Origin of the sequence: Polaromonas sp. CT11-55 (genome assembly GCF_047303325.1) — a bacterium.
Classification (GTDB): Bacteria; Pseudomonadota; Gammaproteobacteria; order Burkholderiales; family Burkholderiaceae_C; genus Polaromonas.
The window spans coordinates 1-15,674 of record NZ_JBKBEX010000009.1 but is presented as its reverse complement, the minus strand read 5'-3'; the positions used below and the strand labels follow the sequence as shown (position 1 = coordinate 15,674).

The following is a 15,674-nucleotide window of genomic DNA, read 5'->3' as shown; positions in this document are numbered from 1 at the left end:
AACCTCCGAATCCCCGCTTGAAATCGGTCAACTCTCTATTTTAGCCGTATCGCGCCCGGTTTTTGCGTCCGGGCGGCCAGCCGCAGAGAATCAGGCCGGCAAAGGCTTTTCGGCCCCGGGCGGCCCGGCTTGCAGCCTGTCTTCGCGTTTGACCCGGAACCAGGCTGCATACATCGCCGGCAAGGCCAGCAAAGTCAGCACCGTCGCCACAATCAGGCCGCCCATGATGGCGACCGCCATCGGCCCCCAGAACACGCTGCGCGACAGCGGGATCATGGCCAGCACGGCGGCGGCGGCCGTCAGCACGATGGGCCGCAGCCGGCGCACGGCCGCCTCGACGATCGCGTTCCAGGTCGGCACGCCGCGGGCGCGGTCCTGCTCGATCTGGTCGATCAGGATGACGGAGTTGCGCTGGATCATGCCCATCAAGGCAATCACGCCCAACAAGGCGACGAAACCAAAAGGCCGTCCCAGCAGGAGCAGTGCGCCGGCGACGCCAGCGATGCCAAGCGGGCCGGTGATGAAAACCAGCATGGTCCGGCTGAAGCTGTGCAGCTGAAGCATCAGCAGGGTCAATATCAGGAAACCCGCGATGGGCAGGCCGGCAACAATCGAAGATGAACCCTTGCTGCTTTCCTCCACCGCGCCGGCCACCTGGATGCGGTAGCCCATCATGCCTTTTTCCAGCCATTTCGCTTCCAGCGCCTTGAGCTTGGGCATCAGTTCCTGCGTGACGGTGGCGCCCTGCAGGCCTTCGACGATGTCGCTCTGCACCGTGATGGCATAGTCGCGGTTCTCGCGCCACATCACGCCCGGCTCCCAGGTGAACACCGGCTTGGCGATCTGCGTGAGCGGAATCGATTTGCCCGACGCCGTGGGCAGGTAGGCGTTGCCGATGTCGGTGATGGCATTGCGCTCGTCCAGCGGCTGGCGCAGCACGATGTCGATCAGCTTGTCGCCTTCGCGGAACTGGCCCACGGGCGTGCCGGCCAGGATGGTGCGCGAGGCCTGGGCGATCGACTGGCTGGTCACGCCCAGCGCGCGTGCCTTGGCCTGGTCCACCTCCAGGCGAAGCACCTTGACCGATTCATTCCAGTTGTCGTTCACGCCGCGCGTATTGCCGCTTTCGCGCATCACCGCCTTGACCTCGTCGGCGCGCTCGCGCAGCACCAGCGGATCGATCCCCACCACGCGGAACTGCACCGGGTAAGGCACGGGCGGGCCGTTGGGCAGCAGCTTGACGCGGCCGCGCACCTCGGGGAACTCGGTGGCCAGCAGGGCCGGCAGCTTGATGCGCAGCGACTCGCGCACTTTCAGGTCCTTGGGCAGCACGATCATCTGCGAGACGTTGGTCTGCGGGAACACCTGGTCCAGCGGCAGGTAAAAGCGCGGCACGCCCGAACCTATCCAGGTGCTGACCGAGTTCACGCCCTCCTCCCGCATCAGGCGCTGCTCCACGCGTTTGGCGGTGGCCTCGTTGGCGGCAAAGGAGGTGCCTTCAGGGAACCAGATGTCGACCATGATCTCGGGCCGGCTGGAGTCGGGGAAGAACTGCTGCTGCACCTTGCCCATGCCCACGATGCCCAGCACGAAGATCAGCACGGTGGCGCCTATGGTGAGCCAGCGGTGCTCCACGCACCAGTCCACCGTCTTGCGGAAGTTGCTGTAAAACGGGCTGTCGAACATCTCGTGCGGGCTGTCCTTGCCGGCAGCCACTTCCTGCACGTGCGGCGGCACCTTGAGCAGCAGCGTGCCCAGGTAGGGCACGAAGTACACAGAGACGATCCAGCTCAGCACCAGCGCGATCACCGTCACCGCGAAAATCGCGAAGGTGTATTCACCGGTGGTGGACTTGGCCAGGCCGATGGGCAAAAAGCCCGTTGCGGTGATCAGCGTGCCCGTCAGCATGGGCATGGCGGTGATCTCATAGGCAAAGGTGGCGGCGCGCACCTTGTCGTAGCCCTCCTCCATCTTGCGCACCATCATCTCGACGGCAATGATGGCGTCGTCCACCAGCAGGCCCAGCGCGATGATCAGTGAGCCCAGCGAAATCTTGTGCAGGCCTATGCCGTAGTACCACATGGCCAGGAAAGTCAGGCTCAGCACCAGCGGGATGGTGATACCCACCACCAGGCCGGGCCGCATGTCGATGTAATAGCGCTTCCAGATCGGCAAGGGGCCACCGCCATTGGTCGGGCGTTTGTGAAAGCCCAGGCTGATGAAGCTCACCGCCAGCACGATCACCACGGCCTCGATCAGCACGCGCACGAACTCGTTCACCGAAGTGGACACAGCCTTGGGCTGGTTCTGCACGTTCACCAGCTTGATGCCGGCCGGGAGGGTCTTGTCGATGCGCTCCGACAGCGCCGTGAGCGACTTGCCCAACGCAATGATGTCGCCGCCCTTGGCCATGGACACGCCCAGTGCGATCACTTCCTTGCCCTGGTGGTGCACCTTCACCGAAGGCGGGTCCACATAGCCGCGCTTGATCTCGGCGATATCGCCGAGCTGCAGCTGACCGCCCGAGCTGCCCCGTATCGGCATGACGCGCAGTTGCTCCATCACCTCGAACTGGCCCGCCACGCGCACCTGCACCACGTCCAGCGGCGTCTGCACCGCGCCGGCCGCCTCAACGGCGTTTTGCTGGCCGAGCTGGGCCAGCACCTGGTTCAGGTCCAGCCCCAGCTGGGCCAGGCGCTTTTGCGAGATCTCGATGAAGACTTTTTCGTCCTGCACGCCGAAGAGCTCGACCTTGCTCACGTCCGGCACGCGCAGCAATTGCTGGCGCACATCGTCGGCAAAGGTCTTGAGCTCGGCATAGTTGAAGCCGTCGGATTCCAGCGCGTAGATCACGCCGTAGACGTCGCCGAATTCGTCGTTAAAGAACGGCCCCTGGATGCCGCCCGGCAAGGTGCCGCGCATGTCGCCGATTTTTTTGCGCACCGAATACCAGACGTTGGCGACCTCGCTGGGCTTGGAGGAGTCCTTGATCTGGAAAATGATCTGCGACTCACCGGGCTTGGAGTAGCTGCGGATGCGGTCGGCATACGGCGCTTCCTGCAGCGTACGCTCCAGCTTGTCGGTGACCTGCTCGGCCACCTGCTGCGCCGTGGCGCCCGGCCAGTAGGTACGCACCACCATGGCGCGGAAGGTGAAAGGCGGGTCCTCGTCCTGCCCGAGCTGGAAGTAGGACGCGAAGCCCAGGATCATCAGCACCAGCAGCAGGTAGCGCGTGAGCGCCGGATGGTCCAGCGCCCATTTGGAAAGGTTGAAGCGGGTCGAGGGCGAAGCGAGTTCGCCGGCAGGGCTGTTGCCGTCGTGGTGGGCTTGCGTCATGGCCGCCTCACTTCGCGCCGGAGGCAGCGGATGCGGGCGCCGCGGCGGCAGCCATGGCATTCGGGCTGGTCTGCGCCGGCGTGGCGCCGGCCAGGGCCACACTGGGCTGGTAGAAGGTGACCTTCTGGCCCGGCGACAGCACATGCACGCCGGCACTCACCACCAACATGCCGGCCTGCAGCCCCGAGGCCACGACCACGTCGTTGCCGTCGGCCGTGGCGACCTGGATGATTTGCGGCTTGACCGTCATGCTGGCTTTGTCGACCACCCACACGGCCGTGGCCTTGCCTTCCTGGCGCAGCGCGGTAGTCGGCAGCTTGATCACCGGCACGCCGACGGCGCTGCCCGATTCCGGCACCACATACACCGTGGCGCCCAGCGGCGGCGGCTCCTTGGCATCGATGGAGACCTTGACGGTATAGGTGCGCGTGACCGGGTCGCTGCTGGCGGCGACTTCGCGGACCTTGCCGGCCAGATCGGCGTTTTGCGACCAGACGCGTATCTTGACCGCCGAGCCGGCCTTGATGCCGGCCACCTTGTCTTCGGGCACCGAGAACACTACGTCGCGCACGCCGTCGGCCGCGATGCGCACCACCGGCACGCCTGCTGCCACGACCTGGCCCGGCTCGGCCTCAATGGCGGTCACCACACCCGACACATCGGCGACCAGCACCGCGTAATTGGCCTGGTTGCCCTGCACGGCGAACTGCGATTGCGCCTGTTCGAGCTGCGCCTGCGCCGCCTTGAGGGTGGTTTCGCGGCGCTCCAGTTCGGCGCCGCTGATGAAGTTCTGCTCCTTGAGCTCCCTGTAGCGCTTGAAGTCGGCGGCGGCCAGGTCGCGGTTGGTGGTGGCCGCGGCCACCTGGGCGCGGGCCGAATCGGCGGCCAGCCTGAGGTCCTGCGGGTCCAGCTGGGCCAGCACCTGCCCGGCCTTGACGCGCTGGCCGAGTTCGGCCTGGCGCTTGATGATCTTGCCGCCCACCCGAAACCCCAGCCTGGACTCGACCTGGGCTTTGACTTCGCCCGCATACTCATGGCTGGACGAAAACGCGTCGGTCCCCACGGTGAGCACCTTCACGGCGCGAACCGGCTCTTCGGGTGGGGCGGACTTGGAACAGGCGGCCAGCAGCAGGGCAGCGCCCACCACGGAGAAAACGGTTTTATTCATGGTCGGATTGGTGTGAAAAACTCGGACGGCATGCAGCCAGGAAGAGCCTGGAAAACTCACTACTGACTGACCGGTTAGTAATCTAGGGTAAATGCTGAGGCTTGTCAAGCGACAATCGCCCGCATGACCCCAGGCCTCCAACAGCCCAGCGCCCCGGTTCCCCTTCAGGGGGTGTCGCACTATGAAAACTTCCCCGTGGCCTCGCTGCTATGCCCGCCGCGGCTGCGCCCGCCCATTGCGGCGATTTACTGGTTTGCCCGCACGGCCGACGACATCGCCGATGAGGGCGAGGCCGCGCCGCAAGCCCGCCTGGACGAACTGGCTGCCTATCGCGCCGACCTGATGGCGACCGCGGCAGGTTTGCCGCCCTCCCCACGCTGGGCGCCGGTCTTCGCGCAATTGCAGCCACAGCTGTCCCGGTTTGAACTGCCCGTCAACCTGCTGGCCGATTTGCTCAGCGCTTTTGAGCAGGATGCGGTCAAGCAGCGTTATGCCGACGAGGCCGAGTTGCTGGACTATTGCAAACGCTCGGCCAACCCCGTGGGCCGGCTGCTGCTGCACCTCTACGGCATCCAGGACGCCGCTTCGCTGCAGATGAGCGACGACATCTGCACTGCCCTGCAGTTGATCAATTTCTGGCAGGACCTGGGCGTGGACATCCCGCGCGGCCGCATCTACCTGCCGGCCGACGCATGGGCCCGCCACGGCGTCGATGAAGCGCAGTTGCTGGCGCTGCAGGCCAACCCGGCCACCCTCGCGCTGATCGCGGCCCATGTGCATTCCGCGCGGGCCATGATGCACAGGGGCGCCCCCCTGTGCAAAAAGATTCCCGGGCGCGGCGGCTGGGAGCTGCGCCTGGTGGTGCAAGGCGGCCTGCGCATCCTGGACAAGATAGAAGCGCAAGGCTTCAACACCTTGCAGCGGCGCCCCAAGCTCAAGCCCTGGGACTTGCTGCTGATGGGCTGGCGCGCCTTGTGGATGCGCTGATCCGGCCCCGTGAACGCGCGGCATCCCATGTGACAATCGCCGCATGACGCCTGAGCAGTATGTCCAGCAAAAAGCCGCCGCATCCGGCAGCAGTTTTTATTACGCCTTCCTGTTTTTGCCCAAAGAACGGCGCGCCGCCATCACGGCCTTTTATGCCTTTTGCCGCGAGATCGACGACGTGGTCGACGAGGTCACCGACCCCGGCGTGGCCCGCACCAAGCTGGCCTGGTGGCAAAACGAGGTCCTGAAATCCTATGCCGGCGAGCCGACACACCCGGTGATGAAAGCGCTGATGCCGCTGGCCGCCACCTACCGTATCGAGGCGCGCCACCTGCAAGCCGTGATCGACGGCTGCCAGATGGACCTGGAGCAAAACCGTTACCTCGACTATCCCGGTCTCAAGCAGTATTGCCATCTGGTGGCCGGCATCGTGGGCGAAGTGGCCGCGCGGATTTTCGGCCAGGCCGACGAGGCCACCACGGCCTACGCCCACAAGCTGGGCCTGGCCTTCCAGCTCACCAACATCATCCGCGACGTGGGTGAAGACGCGATGCGCGGGCGCATCTACCTGCCTGTCAACGAGCTGCAGCAGTTCGACGTGAAAGCGCACGAGATCCTGAAGCGCCAGTACTCCGACCGCTTCACCGCGCTCATGAAATTCCAGACCGAGCGCACCCTGGCGCTTTACGACGAAGCGCTGGCCATGCTGCCCGAAACCGACCGCCGCGCGCAAAAGCCCGGCCTCATGATGGCCAGCATCTACCGCACCCTGCTGCGCGAGATCGCCGCCGACGGCTACCAGGTGCTGCACCAGCGCGTGAGCCTCACGCCGCTGCGCAAATTCTGGCTGGCCTGGAAAACGCAGGCTTTCGGACGAGTGGTGTAAAGATGAGAGTCGCCGTCATAGGCGCGGGCTGGGCCGGCTGCGCCGCTGCCGTCGAAGCCACCCGCCTCGGCTACCAGGCCACCTTGTTTGAAACCACCCGCGTCGCCGGCGGCCGGGCGCGCCGCGTGGTCGCCACCCTGCAGGGCGAACCGGTGGTGCTGGACAACGGCCAGCACATCCTCATAGGCGCTTACGCCGAAACGCTGCGCCTGATGAAAGACCTGGGTGTGGACATCGAGGCCGCGCTGCTGAGGATGCCGCTGACATTGCAGTTTCCCGATGGCGGCGGCCTGAAGCTGCCGCAGCTGCCGGCGCCGCTCGATGCGCTGGCCGGCATCCTGCTGGCGCGCGACTGGCCGCTGGGCGACAAACTCTCCATGCTCAAGCTCGCGCTGGGCTGGCAGCTCAGGAAATTCCAGTGCACGCCCGGCGAGTCGGTGGCCGACCTGTGCCGCGGCCTCGCGCCCAGCGCCATGGCCGCGCTGATCGAACCGCTGTGCGTCTCGGCGCTCAACACGCCCGCCGAACGCGCCAGCGGCCAGGTGTTCCTGCGCGTGATGCGCGACGCGCTTTTTTCGGAGAGCGGCGGCTCCAACCTGCTGCTGCCGCGCACCGACCTCAGCGCCCTGTTGCCCGATGTCGCGCTGGCCTGGCTCACCGCGCAGAGCAATGCGCCGCAACTGGGCGCGCGCGTGCAGGCCATCGCGCCTCTAGGCTCGGGCTGGGTCGTGAGCGCCGATGCCAGCGCGGCCTTCGACTGTGTGGTGCTGGCCTGCCCGCCGCAAGAGGCCGCGCGCCTGGTGGAAGGCAGCGGCGTGGCCGCGGCGGACTGGCTGGCGCGCGCGCACGGCCTGCAGTACGAGGCCTTGACGACCGTCTATGCCTGGGCTTCGGGCGCGCGCCTGCCGCTGCCCATGCTGGCCTTGCCGTCCAACGCCGCGGAGCCGGCCCAGTTCGTGTTTGACCGGGGGCAACTGGGCGGCCCGGCCGGCCTGCTGGCCTTTGTGATCAGCGCCAGCACCGGCGACAGCGCCACGCTGACCGCGCAGGTGCTGGCGCAGGCGAAATCGCAACTCTGGCACCTGGGGCTGGGCGCCATGCAGGCCGTGCAGACCATTGTGGAGAAACGCGCCACCTTTGCCTGCACGCCGGGTCTGCAGCGCCCCGGCGCCGAGGTCGCGCCCGGCCTGTATGCCTGCGGCGACTACATCGCCGGGCCCTACCCCGCCACGCTGGAAGGCGCGGTGCGCTCAGGGCTGGAGGCGGCCCGGCATCTTCATTGAACGGACAGATTCAGGCGCTCTTGGCCAGCAAACGCACCGTGCGGTAAGCCGGCCGCGACAGGCAGCGCTGCAGCCACTCATCCACCCTCGGGCACTGCGCCATCAGGCTGGCCGCACCCTGCACCCAGGCCAGGACCGAGGCCACACAGATGTCGGCCGCGGTGAAACGCTCGCCGGCCAGGTAGGGGCGTGCCTGCAGGTGCTGGTCGAGCACGCGAAGAGGCGTGAGCAGGTGTCGCTCGGCGTCATCGGCCAGCTGGGGCTTGCGGCGGTCTGCCGGCATCAGGATGCGGTGCATCAAAAACGCCAGCGCGTCTTTTTCGCACTCGGTGACCACCCAGAAGCTCCAGCGCAAAATCTCGGCCTGCTCGGCATGGTCCTGCGCGGCCAGCAGGGGCACGCCGGGCGCCTTGAAACGCTCGGCCAGGTAGAGCACGCAGGCCATGGACTCCCAGACCAGCACGCCGTCGTCGTCCACCACGGGAATGCGGCCGTTCGGGTTGATGGCCAGGAACTCCGGCGTGCGCGTGGCGCCACCCGTGAAGGGCAGCGGGATGTGTTCATGGGCCAGGCCCATCTCGTGGACCAACCACAGCGGGCGCGCCGCGCGCGAGGCCGCCGTTCCGTAAATCCTGAGCGTCATGCCGGCCCCTCCGAAAAAAGCTTTTAAGCACCCACCCGCGTCAGCGCGGGAACAGGTCGCACAACTCGGTCAGCGTGGCCACCGTCTCGTGCGGCACGGCCGGATGCGCCCACAACTGGTCGGAGCGGTTAACCCATACTGTCTGCATGCCGCAATTGAGCGCGCCCAGCACGTCCAGCGTGGCATCGTCGCCCACATGCAGCACCTCGCCAGGCTGCACGTCGACGGCGCCGGCGGCGGCATGGAAGATGCGCGGATCGGGCTTGCCCACGCCGAACTGCTGGGCGCTGATGCTGGCCTTGAAATAGCCGTCAATGCCTATGCGCCTGATGTCGGCATTGCCGTTGGACACCGCCACCAGCGGGTAGCGGTCGGACAGGAACTCGAGTGCCAGCACCGCGTCCTCGAACAGCGTCACCTTGTTGCGTTCGTCAAAAAAAACATCGAAAGCGGGCTCGGCCAGCAGGGGATCCTCGCGCGAGCGGTACAGCGCCAGCCGTATCGCCTCGCGGCGTATGGCGCTGAGGTTGTACTTGAGCTCGGGGCGCGAGCGCGTGACATGCTCGCGGATCTCGTGCCGCGTGGCGGGGTTGGAAAACAGCGCCGCGGTCATGGGGGCATGCCGGCTGAGCCAGTCGTCCAGTGCTTTCTCGGCTCTTTCGATGGCCGGCCAGATGGGCCACAGCGTGTCATCGAGGTCTAGCGTGATGGCTTTGATGGTGGTCAGGTCGAGCATAGGAAAAGACTAAGGGATAGGCGAGAATAACCCATGTTTTTTCGCTCTCGCTTCGCTCCTGAACCGCCCTTCTCCCACGGCACGCCGCCCGTCGGCCCGGCAGCATCCTCCGCCACCGCCGTGCTGCTGTGCAACCTGGGAACCCCTGACGAAGCCACAGCGCCGGCGCTGCGCCGCTACCTGGCCGAATTTTTGGGCGACCCGCGCGTGGTCGAGATCCCCAAGCCGCTGTGGTGGCTGATCCTGCACGGCATCATCCTGCGCGTGCGGCCCAAAAAATCGGCCGCCAAATATGCCAGCATCTGGATGAAGGAAGGCTCGCCGCTGCGGGTCTGGACGCAGAAGCAGGCCACCATGCTGCGCGGCTACCTGGCGGTGCGCGGCCACCCTGTAGAGGTGCGCTACGCCATGCGCTACGGCAACCCATCCATCGCCTCGCAGCTGAGCCAGCTCAAGGCCGACGGCGTGGAGCGCGTGCTCATCCTGCCGGCCTACCCGCAGTACAGCGGCACCACCACCGCCAGCGTGTTTGACGCGGTCTACCAGTGGGCGGCGCGCATACGCCGCATCCCCGAGCTGCGCTTCGTCAACCATTACCACGACCACGAGGGCTACATCAAGGCCCTGGCCGCCCGCGTGCGCGAGCACTGGCGCACCCAGGGCCGCGCCGAACAGCTGGTCATGAGCTTTCACGGCGTGCCCGAACGCACGCTCATGCTGGGCGACCCCTACCACTGCGAGTGCCACAAGACCGCGCGCCTGCTGGCCGCGCAACTGGGCCTGGAGCCCACGCAATACAAGGTCACCTTCCAGTCACGCTTCGGCAAGGCCAAATGGCTTGAGCCCTACACCGAACCTACCCTGGTGGCCATGGCACAGGCTGGCGTCAAACGGGTCGACCTGATCTGCCCGGGCTTTACCGGCGACTGCCTGGAGACCCTGGAAGAAATCAACATGGAGGCGCGCGAGGCCTTTCTGCATGCGGGCGGCAAGGAGTTCAACTACATCCCGTGCCTCAACGACAGCCATGAATGGATTGCCGGGCTTGCCGAAATCGCGCAGCAGCACCTGGCGGGCTGGCCGGTGCAGCAGGCCGACCCCGCAGAGACGGACAAGGCCATGGCAGCTTCACGCGAAAGGGCCTTGGCCCTTGGCGCGAAAAAATAAGGCTGCGCCCACCCCTAGCCTTGCTCAAGCCTTGAGCTTGAGCAGCTGCACCATCAGCTGCGTGGTCTTCACGTCGAAGTCGATGAAGTTGCCGAGGTCGGGCCCCGACATCCAGGACTGCTCCCAATAGCTTTCCTTGAGCGTCTTCTTCCAGAGCTCATAGGCCAGTGAAGCCTTCACGCCCTCCACCATTTCGGCCTGGCGCGCGGCCGGTACGCCGGCGCCAGTGAACACGGCCCGCCAGTTGGTGAGGTCGACGTCCAGGCCCTGCTCGCGCACCGACTTGACGCCGTAAGCGGCTTTTTTGGAAGAGACACCGAGGGCGCGCAGCTTGCCGCTGGCCAGCTCCGCCCTGAACGTGCCGTAGCTCGAAACACCGGCCGCAGCCTTGCCGCCCATCACCGCATCGACCAGCTCGAAGTTGCGCGCGAACGGCAGGTAGACCGCGTCTTCCGGCTTGGCGCCGGCGGCCTTGGCCAGCAGGCCCGCGAACACATGGTCCGCGCCGCCCACCGCGCCTATGGCCATGGACGTCTGTTTGGCATTGGTGCGTAGGCGCTCCACCAGTTCGTTGATGGTCTTGAGCGGCGATGCGGCGGCCACCACGACCACCGGGTAGTCGCTGGTCAGGCGCGCAATCGGCTTGACCTTGCTGAGGTCCACGGCCGGTTTTTGCAAGGCCAGTGCGCCAACGAGGTTGCTGTCGCCCATGAACAAGGTGTTGGGATCTGCGCTGTACTTCTGCACATACCAGGCCAGGCCCGCGGTGCCGCTGCCGCCTTCCTTGTTCTCGTATTCGATCTCGTCGCTCAGGCCCTGGCCCACCAGGGCATCACCGAGGGCACGGCCGGCTTCATCGAGCGCGGTGCGGGACATGGCGGGAATGACGATGCGCAGCTTGGGCGCCAGCTTGCCCTTGGCGGACTGGGCCCAAAGCGGTGCGGCCGCTCCGAGGCCGGCGAGTGCGCCCAGAACCGTGCGTCGTTGGATGGTCAGCATGTCTTTTTCCTCCCAAGGCCATGGTAGATGGAGTTTCCAGGGCAATGGCTAGGTGTTTGATCCAGTGCCCGGACCCTTGCATCCGAGCACTTTTCATGCCACACGCAGGGGCGCAGGCACCCGGGCATCGCACCCCGGGGGGGCGCGCAGTTCAGGCCTTGAGCTTGAGCAAATGCACCATGACCCGCGAGGTGGTCAGGTCAAAATCGATGAAGCTCGCGAGGCTGGGGCCCGAGAGCAGCGAAGACTCCCAGTGGTTCTGCTTGAGCGTTTTCTGCCAGGACTCATGGCCGGTGGCTGCCTTCACGGCTTCCAGCATTTCCGCCTGGCGTGCCTCGGCCACGTTCTGGCCGGTGAACACGCCGCGCCAGTTGGCCATGTCGACGTCCACTCCCTGCTCGCGGATGGAGGGAATGCCGAACACCGTGCGCTTGGACGACACACCGATGGCGCGCAGCTTGCCGCTGGCCAGCTCGTCGGCGAATTCGCTGTAGCCCGAGATGCCGGCCGTCGCCTTGCCGCCCAGCACGGCCTGCACCACTTCGGCACCGCCGGCAAAGGGCAGGTACACCAGCTCTTCCGGCTTGCTGCCGGCCGCGCGGGTGAACACACCGGCGAACACATGGTCCACGCCGCCGGCGGAGCCGCCCGCGATGGGCACGTCCTTGGGATTGGCGCGCATGCGGCCGGCAAGGTCCGCAATCGTGCGCACCGGCGAATTGGCGGCGACCACCACCACGAGGTAGTCGCTGGTCAGGCGCGCGATCGGGCGGATGCGGGTCATGTCGACCGCGGGCTTTTGCAAGGCCACCGCGCCCACCATCACCATGCCGCCCATCAGCAGGGTGTTGGCGTCGCCGTTGTATTTTTCGGCGTAGTAGGCCAAGCCTATGGTGCCGCCCTTGCCGCCCTTGTTTTCATACTCGATCTCATCCGTCGCGCCCGCGCCCACCAGCGCCGTGCCCAGGGCGCGGCCGGTCTGGTCCCAGCCGCCGCCGGCATTGGCCGGGATCACGATGCGCAGCTTGGGCGCCAGCTTGACCACCCGGGCTTTGGGCTGCGCGGCCGCTGGCGGCTTGGCCGCCGTCTGCGCCCATGCGGGGATGGCCCCGCCCCATGTCGCCAATCCCAGCCCAGCGAGTCCTCCCAGGGCGGCGCGTCGTTTGATGGTCAGCATGTCGTCTCCTTTGTCGTTGGAACCCTCAGCTTACAGATTTGCTCCTCGTCCAGTATTTGGCAAGGCGCGGCAGCACCAGTACACCCACCACGATCACGACCAGCGTGATCGACATGGGGCGCTGGAGAAACACCATGGCACTGCCCTCGCCTATCGACACGGCATTGCGCAACTGCGCCTCCGCCAGAGGGCCCAGGATCATGCCGACCACCACGGGCGCCGTGGGAAAGTCGAAACGGCGCATCAGCACGCCCAGCAAACCGATGGCATAGAGCAGGAACAGGTCAAACGCGCTCTGGCGCATGCCGTAGGCGCCCACCGTCGCGAAGATCAGGATGCCCGCATAAAGTTGCGGCTTGGGGATCTTCAGCAGCTTGACCCACAGGCCCACCATGGGCAGGTTGAGCACCAGCAGCATGACGTTGCCGATGTACAGCGAGGCGATCAGCGCCCACACCAGCGCTGCGGAGGTGGTGAACAGCTGCGGCCCGGGCTGGATGCCGTAATTCTGGAAAGCGCCCAGCAGGATGGCCGTGGTGTTCGAGGTCGGGATGCCCAGCGTGAGCAGCGGAATCAGCGCCGCCGTCACCGTGGCGTTGTTGGCCGCCTCGGGGCCGGCCACGCCTTCAATGGCGCCCTTGCCGCCGAACTCGGCCCTGATCTCAGGGCTCGCCAGTTTCTTTTCCGTGGCGTAGCTCAGGAAGGTCGGTATCTCGGTGCCCCCGGCCGGGATGCAGCCGAAAGGCGTGCCGATCGCGGTGCCGCGCAACCAGGCGGGGATGGAGCGCTTCCAGTCGGCCTTGGTCATGTGCACACGGCTGAGCTTGTTCTGGTCTTCCACCGTTTTGCCCTCATAGAGCACGGCGTACAGCACTTCCGCCACCGCGAACAAGCCCACGGCCACCAGCACGATTTCAATGCCGTCCAGCAGTTCCGGGATGCCGCCGGTGTAGCGGCCCTGTCCCGAGATCTGGTCCAGGCCGACGCAACCGGCGGCCAGGCCGACCAGCAACGCCGTCATGCCGCGCAGGGTGCTCTTTCCCAGCACGGCGCTCACCGTGGTGAAGGCCAGCAGCATCAGCAGGAAATACTCGGGCGGGCCCAGCTTGACGGCGAACTCCGCCACAAAGGGCGCGAACAGCGTGACGATAACGGTGGCGATGGTGCCCGCCACAAACGAGCCTATCGCCGCCGTGGCCAGCGCCGCGCCGGCGCGCCCGCTCTTGGCCATCTTGTTGCCCTCCATGGCCGTGACCATGCTGGCGGTCTCGCCGGGCGTGTTCAGCAGGATGGAGGTCGTGGAGCCGCCGTACATGGCGCCGTAGTAGATGCCCGAGAAAAAAATCATCGAGGCGGTGATGTCGACCTTGGCGGTGATGGGCAGCAGCATGGCCACCGCCACCGCCGGGCCTATGCCGGGCAGCACGCCCACGGCCGTGCCCAGGGCACAGCCCACCAGGCACCAGATCAGGTTGACCGGCGTGATCGCCGTGGCGAAACCCGCCATCAGGGCATTAAAAATGTCCATGTCAGATCCACCCCGTGTTCGTCAGGCCCGGCAGGTTGATCGCCAGGAATTTGGTGAACATCCAGAACACCGGCGCGGAGATCACCAGGCCCGCCACCAAATCGGTGACCCAGGTGCGCGGCGTATTGACGCCCGTCTGGCCGCTCGCGCGGCGCAGGCCTTGCACCGCCAGCAGGTAGCACAGCGTGCAGCTCAGGATGAAGCCTATGGTGGTGATCAGCGCCGCATTGAGCAGCAGCCCCGCCGAGACCCAGGCAAAACCGGGCCAGTAGGCCTGCGCGGCGCCGGAGGGAGGATCCAGCTCGCGAAAACCGCCGCTGCGCGCTTCCCAGATGATCCAGGCGCCGCAGACCGTGAGGCCGACGGAAACCAGCCAGGGCAGGAAGTTGGGGCCGACGCCGCCGTAGCCGGCCTCGGAGGAGATGCTGATCGCGCCGAAGGCCAGCGCCAGGCCGGTCAGCAGCACGCCGGCGCCGACCAGGGTTTGCGGCCAGACGGCCGAGGGATCCGAAGTTGTTGTTGTCATCGTTATAGTTCCCGAAAGACGTGGGACGGACGTGAACAGTCTGGCGGCACGCCGCCCTTTCGTCAAATTTTCATGAAATCTGAACCCGGGACAGCGTGGCGCCCTTGCACGCTTACATGCTTGCTTACACGCGCTAAGGCGTGAAGCGTCAGACCATGCCGGACTTGACCATGGTGGCGCGCAGGGCGGCGAAGTCGTCGTCGACGAACTTGGCGAACGCATCGCCCGACAGGACGGCGGGCGTCCAGTCGTTCTTCTTCACGGCTTCGGCCCAGGCCGGCGACTTCAGCGCGGCCAGCACCAGGTCCGTCAGGGCCTTGCGTTGCTCGGCCGTGATGCCGGGGGCACCGTAGACGCCGCGCCAGTTGCCGATTTCCACGTCGATGCCCTGCTCCTTGAGCGTGGGCACGTCCACGCCTGGCAGGCGCTTGCCGGAGGTCACGGCGATGGCGCGCATCTTGCCGGCCTTGATGTACTCGGCGAACTCGCTGTAGCCGCTGCCGCCCACCGTGACGTTGCCGCCCAGGATGGCCGCCGTGGCCTCACCGCCGCCGCGGAAGGCGACGTAGTTGATCTTGGAAGGATCGGCACCGACCTTCTGCGCGATCATGGCCGCCGCGATGTGCTCGGTGGAGCCGCGCGAGCCGCCGCCCCACTTCACGCTGCCGGGGTCCTTCTTGAGCTGGTCGACCACGTCCTTCATGGTCTTGAAGGGTGAATTGGCGGGCAGCACGAACACGTTGTATTCGCTTGAGAGGCGCGCGATCGGCGTGGCCTGCGAGAGGCTCACCGGCGGCTTGCCGGTGATCAGGCCGCCCAGCATCACGGCGCCCATCACCATCAGCGCGTTGGGATCGCCCTTGGAGCCATTGACGAACTGGGCCAGGCCCAACGCGCCGGCGGCGCCGCCCTTGTTGTCGTAGGTCACCGTGTCGGCGACCTTGGAGTCGGTCATGGCCTTGCCCAGGGCGCGGCCCGTGGTGTCCCAGCCGCCGCCGGGATTGGCCGGAATCAACATCTTGATGTTGGCGGCCGCGGAGGCCGACAGGGGCAAGGCACCGGTTGCGGCCAGGGCCGCCAGGGATTTCAGAAAGGTATCGCGACGCATGGGAATGTCTCCTGTGGATGGGCGCCCAGGGCGCCCGGATAGCTGATAACCCACCTATCATGCACCCCCTGGCTGTCAAACCGCTGTCCGGAGGGACTGGGGAAAGTGCTAATGTCGGGGGCCTGTTAAC

13 protein-coding genes are annotated in these 15,674 nt (G+C 66.3%); 4 read left to right on the top strand and 9 right to left on the bottom strand.

Annotated features, from left to right (window positions below; genetic code table 11):
- Nucleotides 1–90 precede the first annotated feature (90 nt).
- Nucleotides 91–3,336 carry an efflux RND transporter permease subunit gene (locus ACEN8I_RS10620; protein ID WP_413328384.1) on the bottom strand — a complete coding sequence of 1,082 codons (3,246 nt, stop codon included), beginning with the start codon at nt 3,334–3,336 and terminating at the stop codon, nt 91–93.
- 7 nt (nt 3,337–3,343) lie between these two features.
- The gene (locus ACEN8I_RS10615; RefSeq protein ID WP_413328383.1) at nt 3,344–4,504 is read right to left on the bottom strand and encodes an efflux RND transporter periplasmic adaptor subunit; all 1,161 of its coding nucleotides are present in this window, start codon (nt 4,502–4,504) and stop codon (nt 3,344–3,346) included.
- A 123-nt stretch (nt 4,505–4,627) separates the two neighbouring features.
- On the opposite strand from ACEN8I_RS10615, the gene hpnC reads away from it, so the two are divergent.
- Genes hpnC through hpnE form a run of 3 tightly spaced genes read left to right on the top strand, consistent with a single transcriptional unit; the run spans nt 4,628 to nt 7,660 of the window.
- Nucleotides 4,628–5,491, top strand: a complete 864-nt coding sequence (gene hpnC, locus ACEN8I_RS10610; protein ID WP_413328382.1) for a squalene synthase HpnC — start codon at nt 4,628–4,630, stop codon at nt 5,489–5,491.
- Between the two features lie 43 nt (nt 5,492–5,534).
- Complete coding sequence (gene hpnD / locus ACEN8I_RS10605) at nt 5,535–6,377, top strand: presqualene diphosphate synthase HpnD (RefSeq protein WP_413328381.1); 843 nt, start codon at nt 5,535–5,537, stop codon at nt 6,375–6,377.
- Nucleotides 6,378–6,379: 2 nt separating this feature from the next.
- Complete coding sequence (gene hpnE, locus ACEN8I_RS10600) at nt 6,380–7,660, top strand: hydroxysqualene dehydroxylase HpnE (RefSeq protein WP_413328380.1); 1,281 nt, start codon at nt 6,380–6,382, stop codon at nt 7,658–7,660.
- Nucleotides 7,661–7,670: 10 nt separating this feature from the next.
- Here the strand turns inward: hpnE and ACEN8I_RS10595 are convergent, their stop codons facing one another.
- Nucleotides 7,671–8,303 (bottom strand): glutathione S-transferase family protein, encoded by a 633-nt coding sequence (locus ACEN8I_RS10595; RefSeq protein ID WP_413328379.1) that lies wholly within the window; start codon nt 8,301–8,303, stop codon nt 7,671–7,673.
- Nucleotides 8,304–8,343: 40 nt separating this feature from the next.
- A complete protein-coding gene (locus ACEN8I_RS10590; protein WP_413328378.1) occupies nt 8,344–9,039 on the bottom strand; it encodes an HAD family hydrolase in 696 nt (231 codons plus the stop codon).
- Nucleotides 9,040–9,072: 33 nt separating this feature from the next.
- Here ACEN8I_RS10590 and hemH point away from each other — a divergent pair, with 33 nt between their 5' ends.
- Complete coding sequence (gene hemH / locus ACEN8I_RS10585; RefSeq protein ID WP_413328376.1) at nt 9,073–10,206, top strand: ferrochelatase; 1,134 nt, start codon at nt 9,073–9,075, stop codon at nt 10,204–10,206.
- Nucleotides 10,207–10,230: 24 nt separating this feature from the next.
- Here the strand turns inward: hemH and ACEN8I_RS10580 are convergent, their stop codons facing one another.
- From ACEN8I_RS10580 to ACEN8I_RS10560, 5 genes are all read right to left on the bottom strand, one after another.
- Nucleotides 10,231–11,205 carry a Bug family tripartite tricarboxylate transporter substrate binding protein gene (locus tag ACEN8I_RS10580; protein ID WP_413328375.1) on the bottom strand — a complete coding sequence of 325 codons (975 nt, stop codon included), beginning with the start codon at nt 11,203–11,205 and terminating at the stop codon, nt 10,231–10,233.
- A gap of 151 nt (nt 11,206–11,356) precedes the next feature.
- Nucleotides 11,357–12,382: a tripartite tricarboxylate transporter substrate binding protein gene (locus ACEN8I_RS10575; RefSeq protein WP_413328374.1), complete on the bottom strand. Its 1,026-nt coding sequence runs from the start codon at nt 12,380–12,382 to the stop codon at nt 11,357–11,359.
- A gap of 25 nt (nt 12,383–12,407) precedes the next feature.
- Nucleotides 12,408–13,910: a tripartite tricarboxylate transporter permease gene (locus ACEN8I_RS10570; RefSeq protein WP_413328373.1), complete on the bottom strand. Its 1,503-nt coding sequence runs from the start codon at nt 13,908–13,910 to the stop codon at nt 12,408–12,410.
- Nucleotide 13,911: 1 nt separating this feature from the next.
- Complete coding sequence (locus ACEN8I_RS10565) at nt 13,912–14,436, bottom strand: tripartite tricarboxylate transporter TctB family protein (RefSeq protein ID WP_413328372.1); 525 nt, start codon at nt 14,434–14,436, stop codon at nt 13,912–13,914.
- A 148-nt stretch (nt 14,437–14,584) separates the two neighbouring features.
- The gene (locus tag ACEN8I_RS10560; RefSeq protein ID WP_413328371.1) at nt 14,585–15,544 is read right to left on the bottom strand and encodes a Bug family tripartite tricarboxylate transporter substrate binding protein; all 960 of its coding nucleotides are present in this window, start codon (nt 15,542–15,544) and stop codon (nt 14,585–14,587) included.
- Nucleotides 15,545–15,674: the final 130 nt, after the last annotated feature.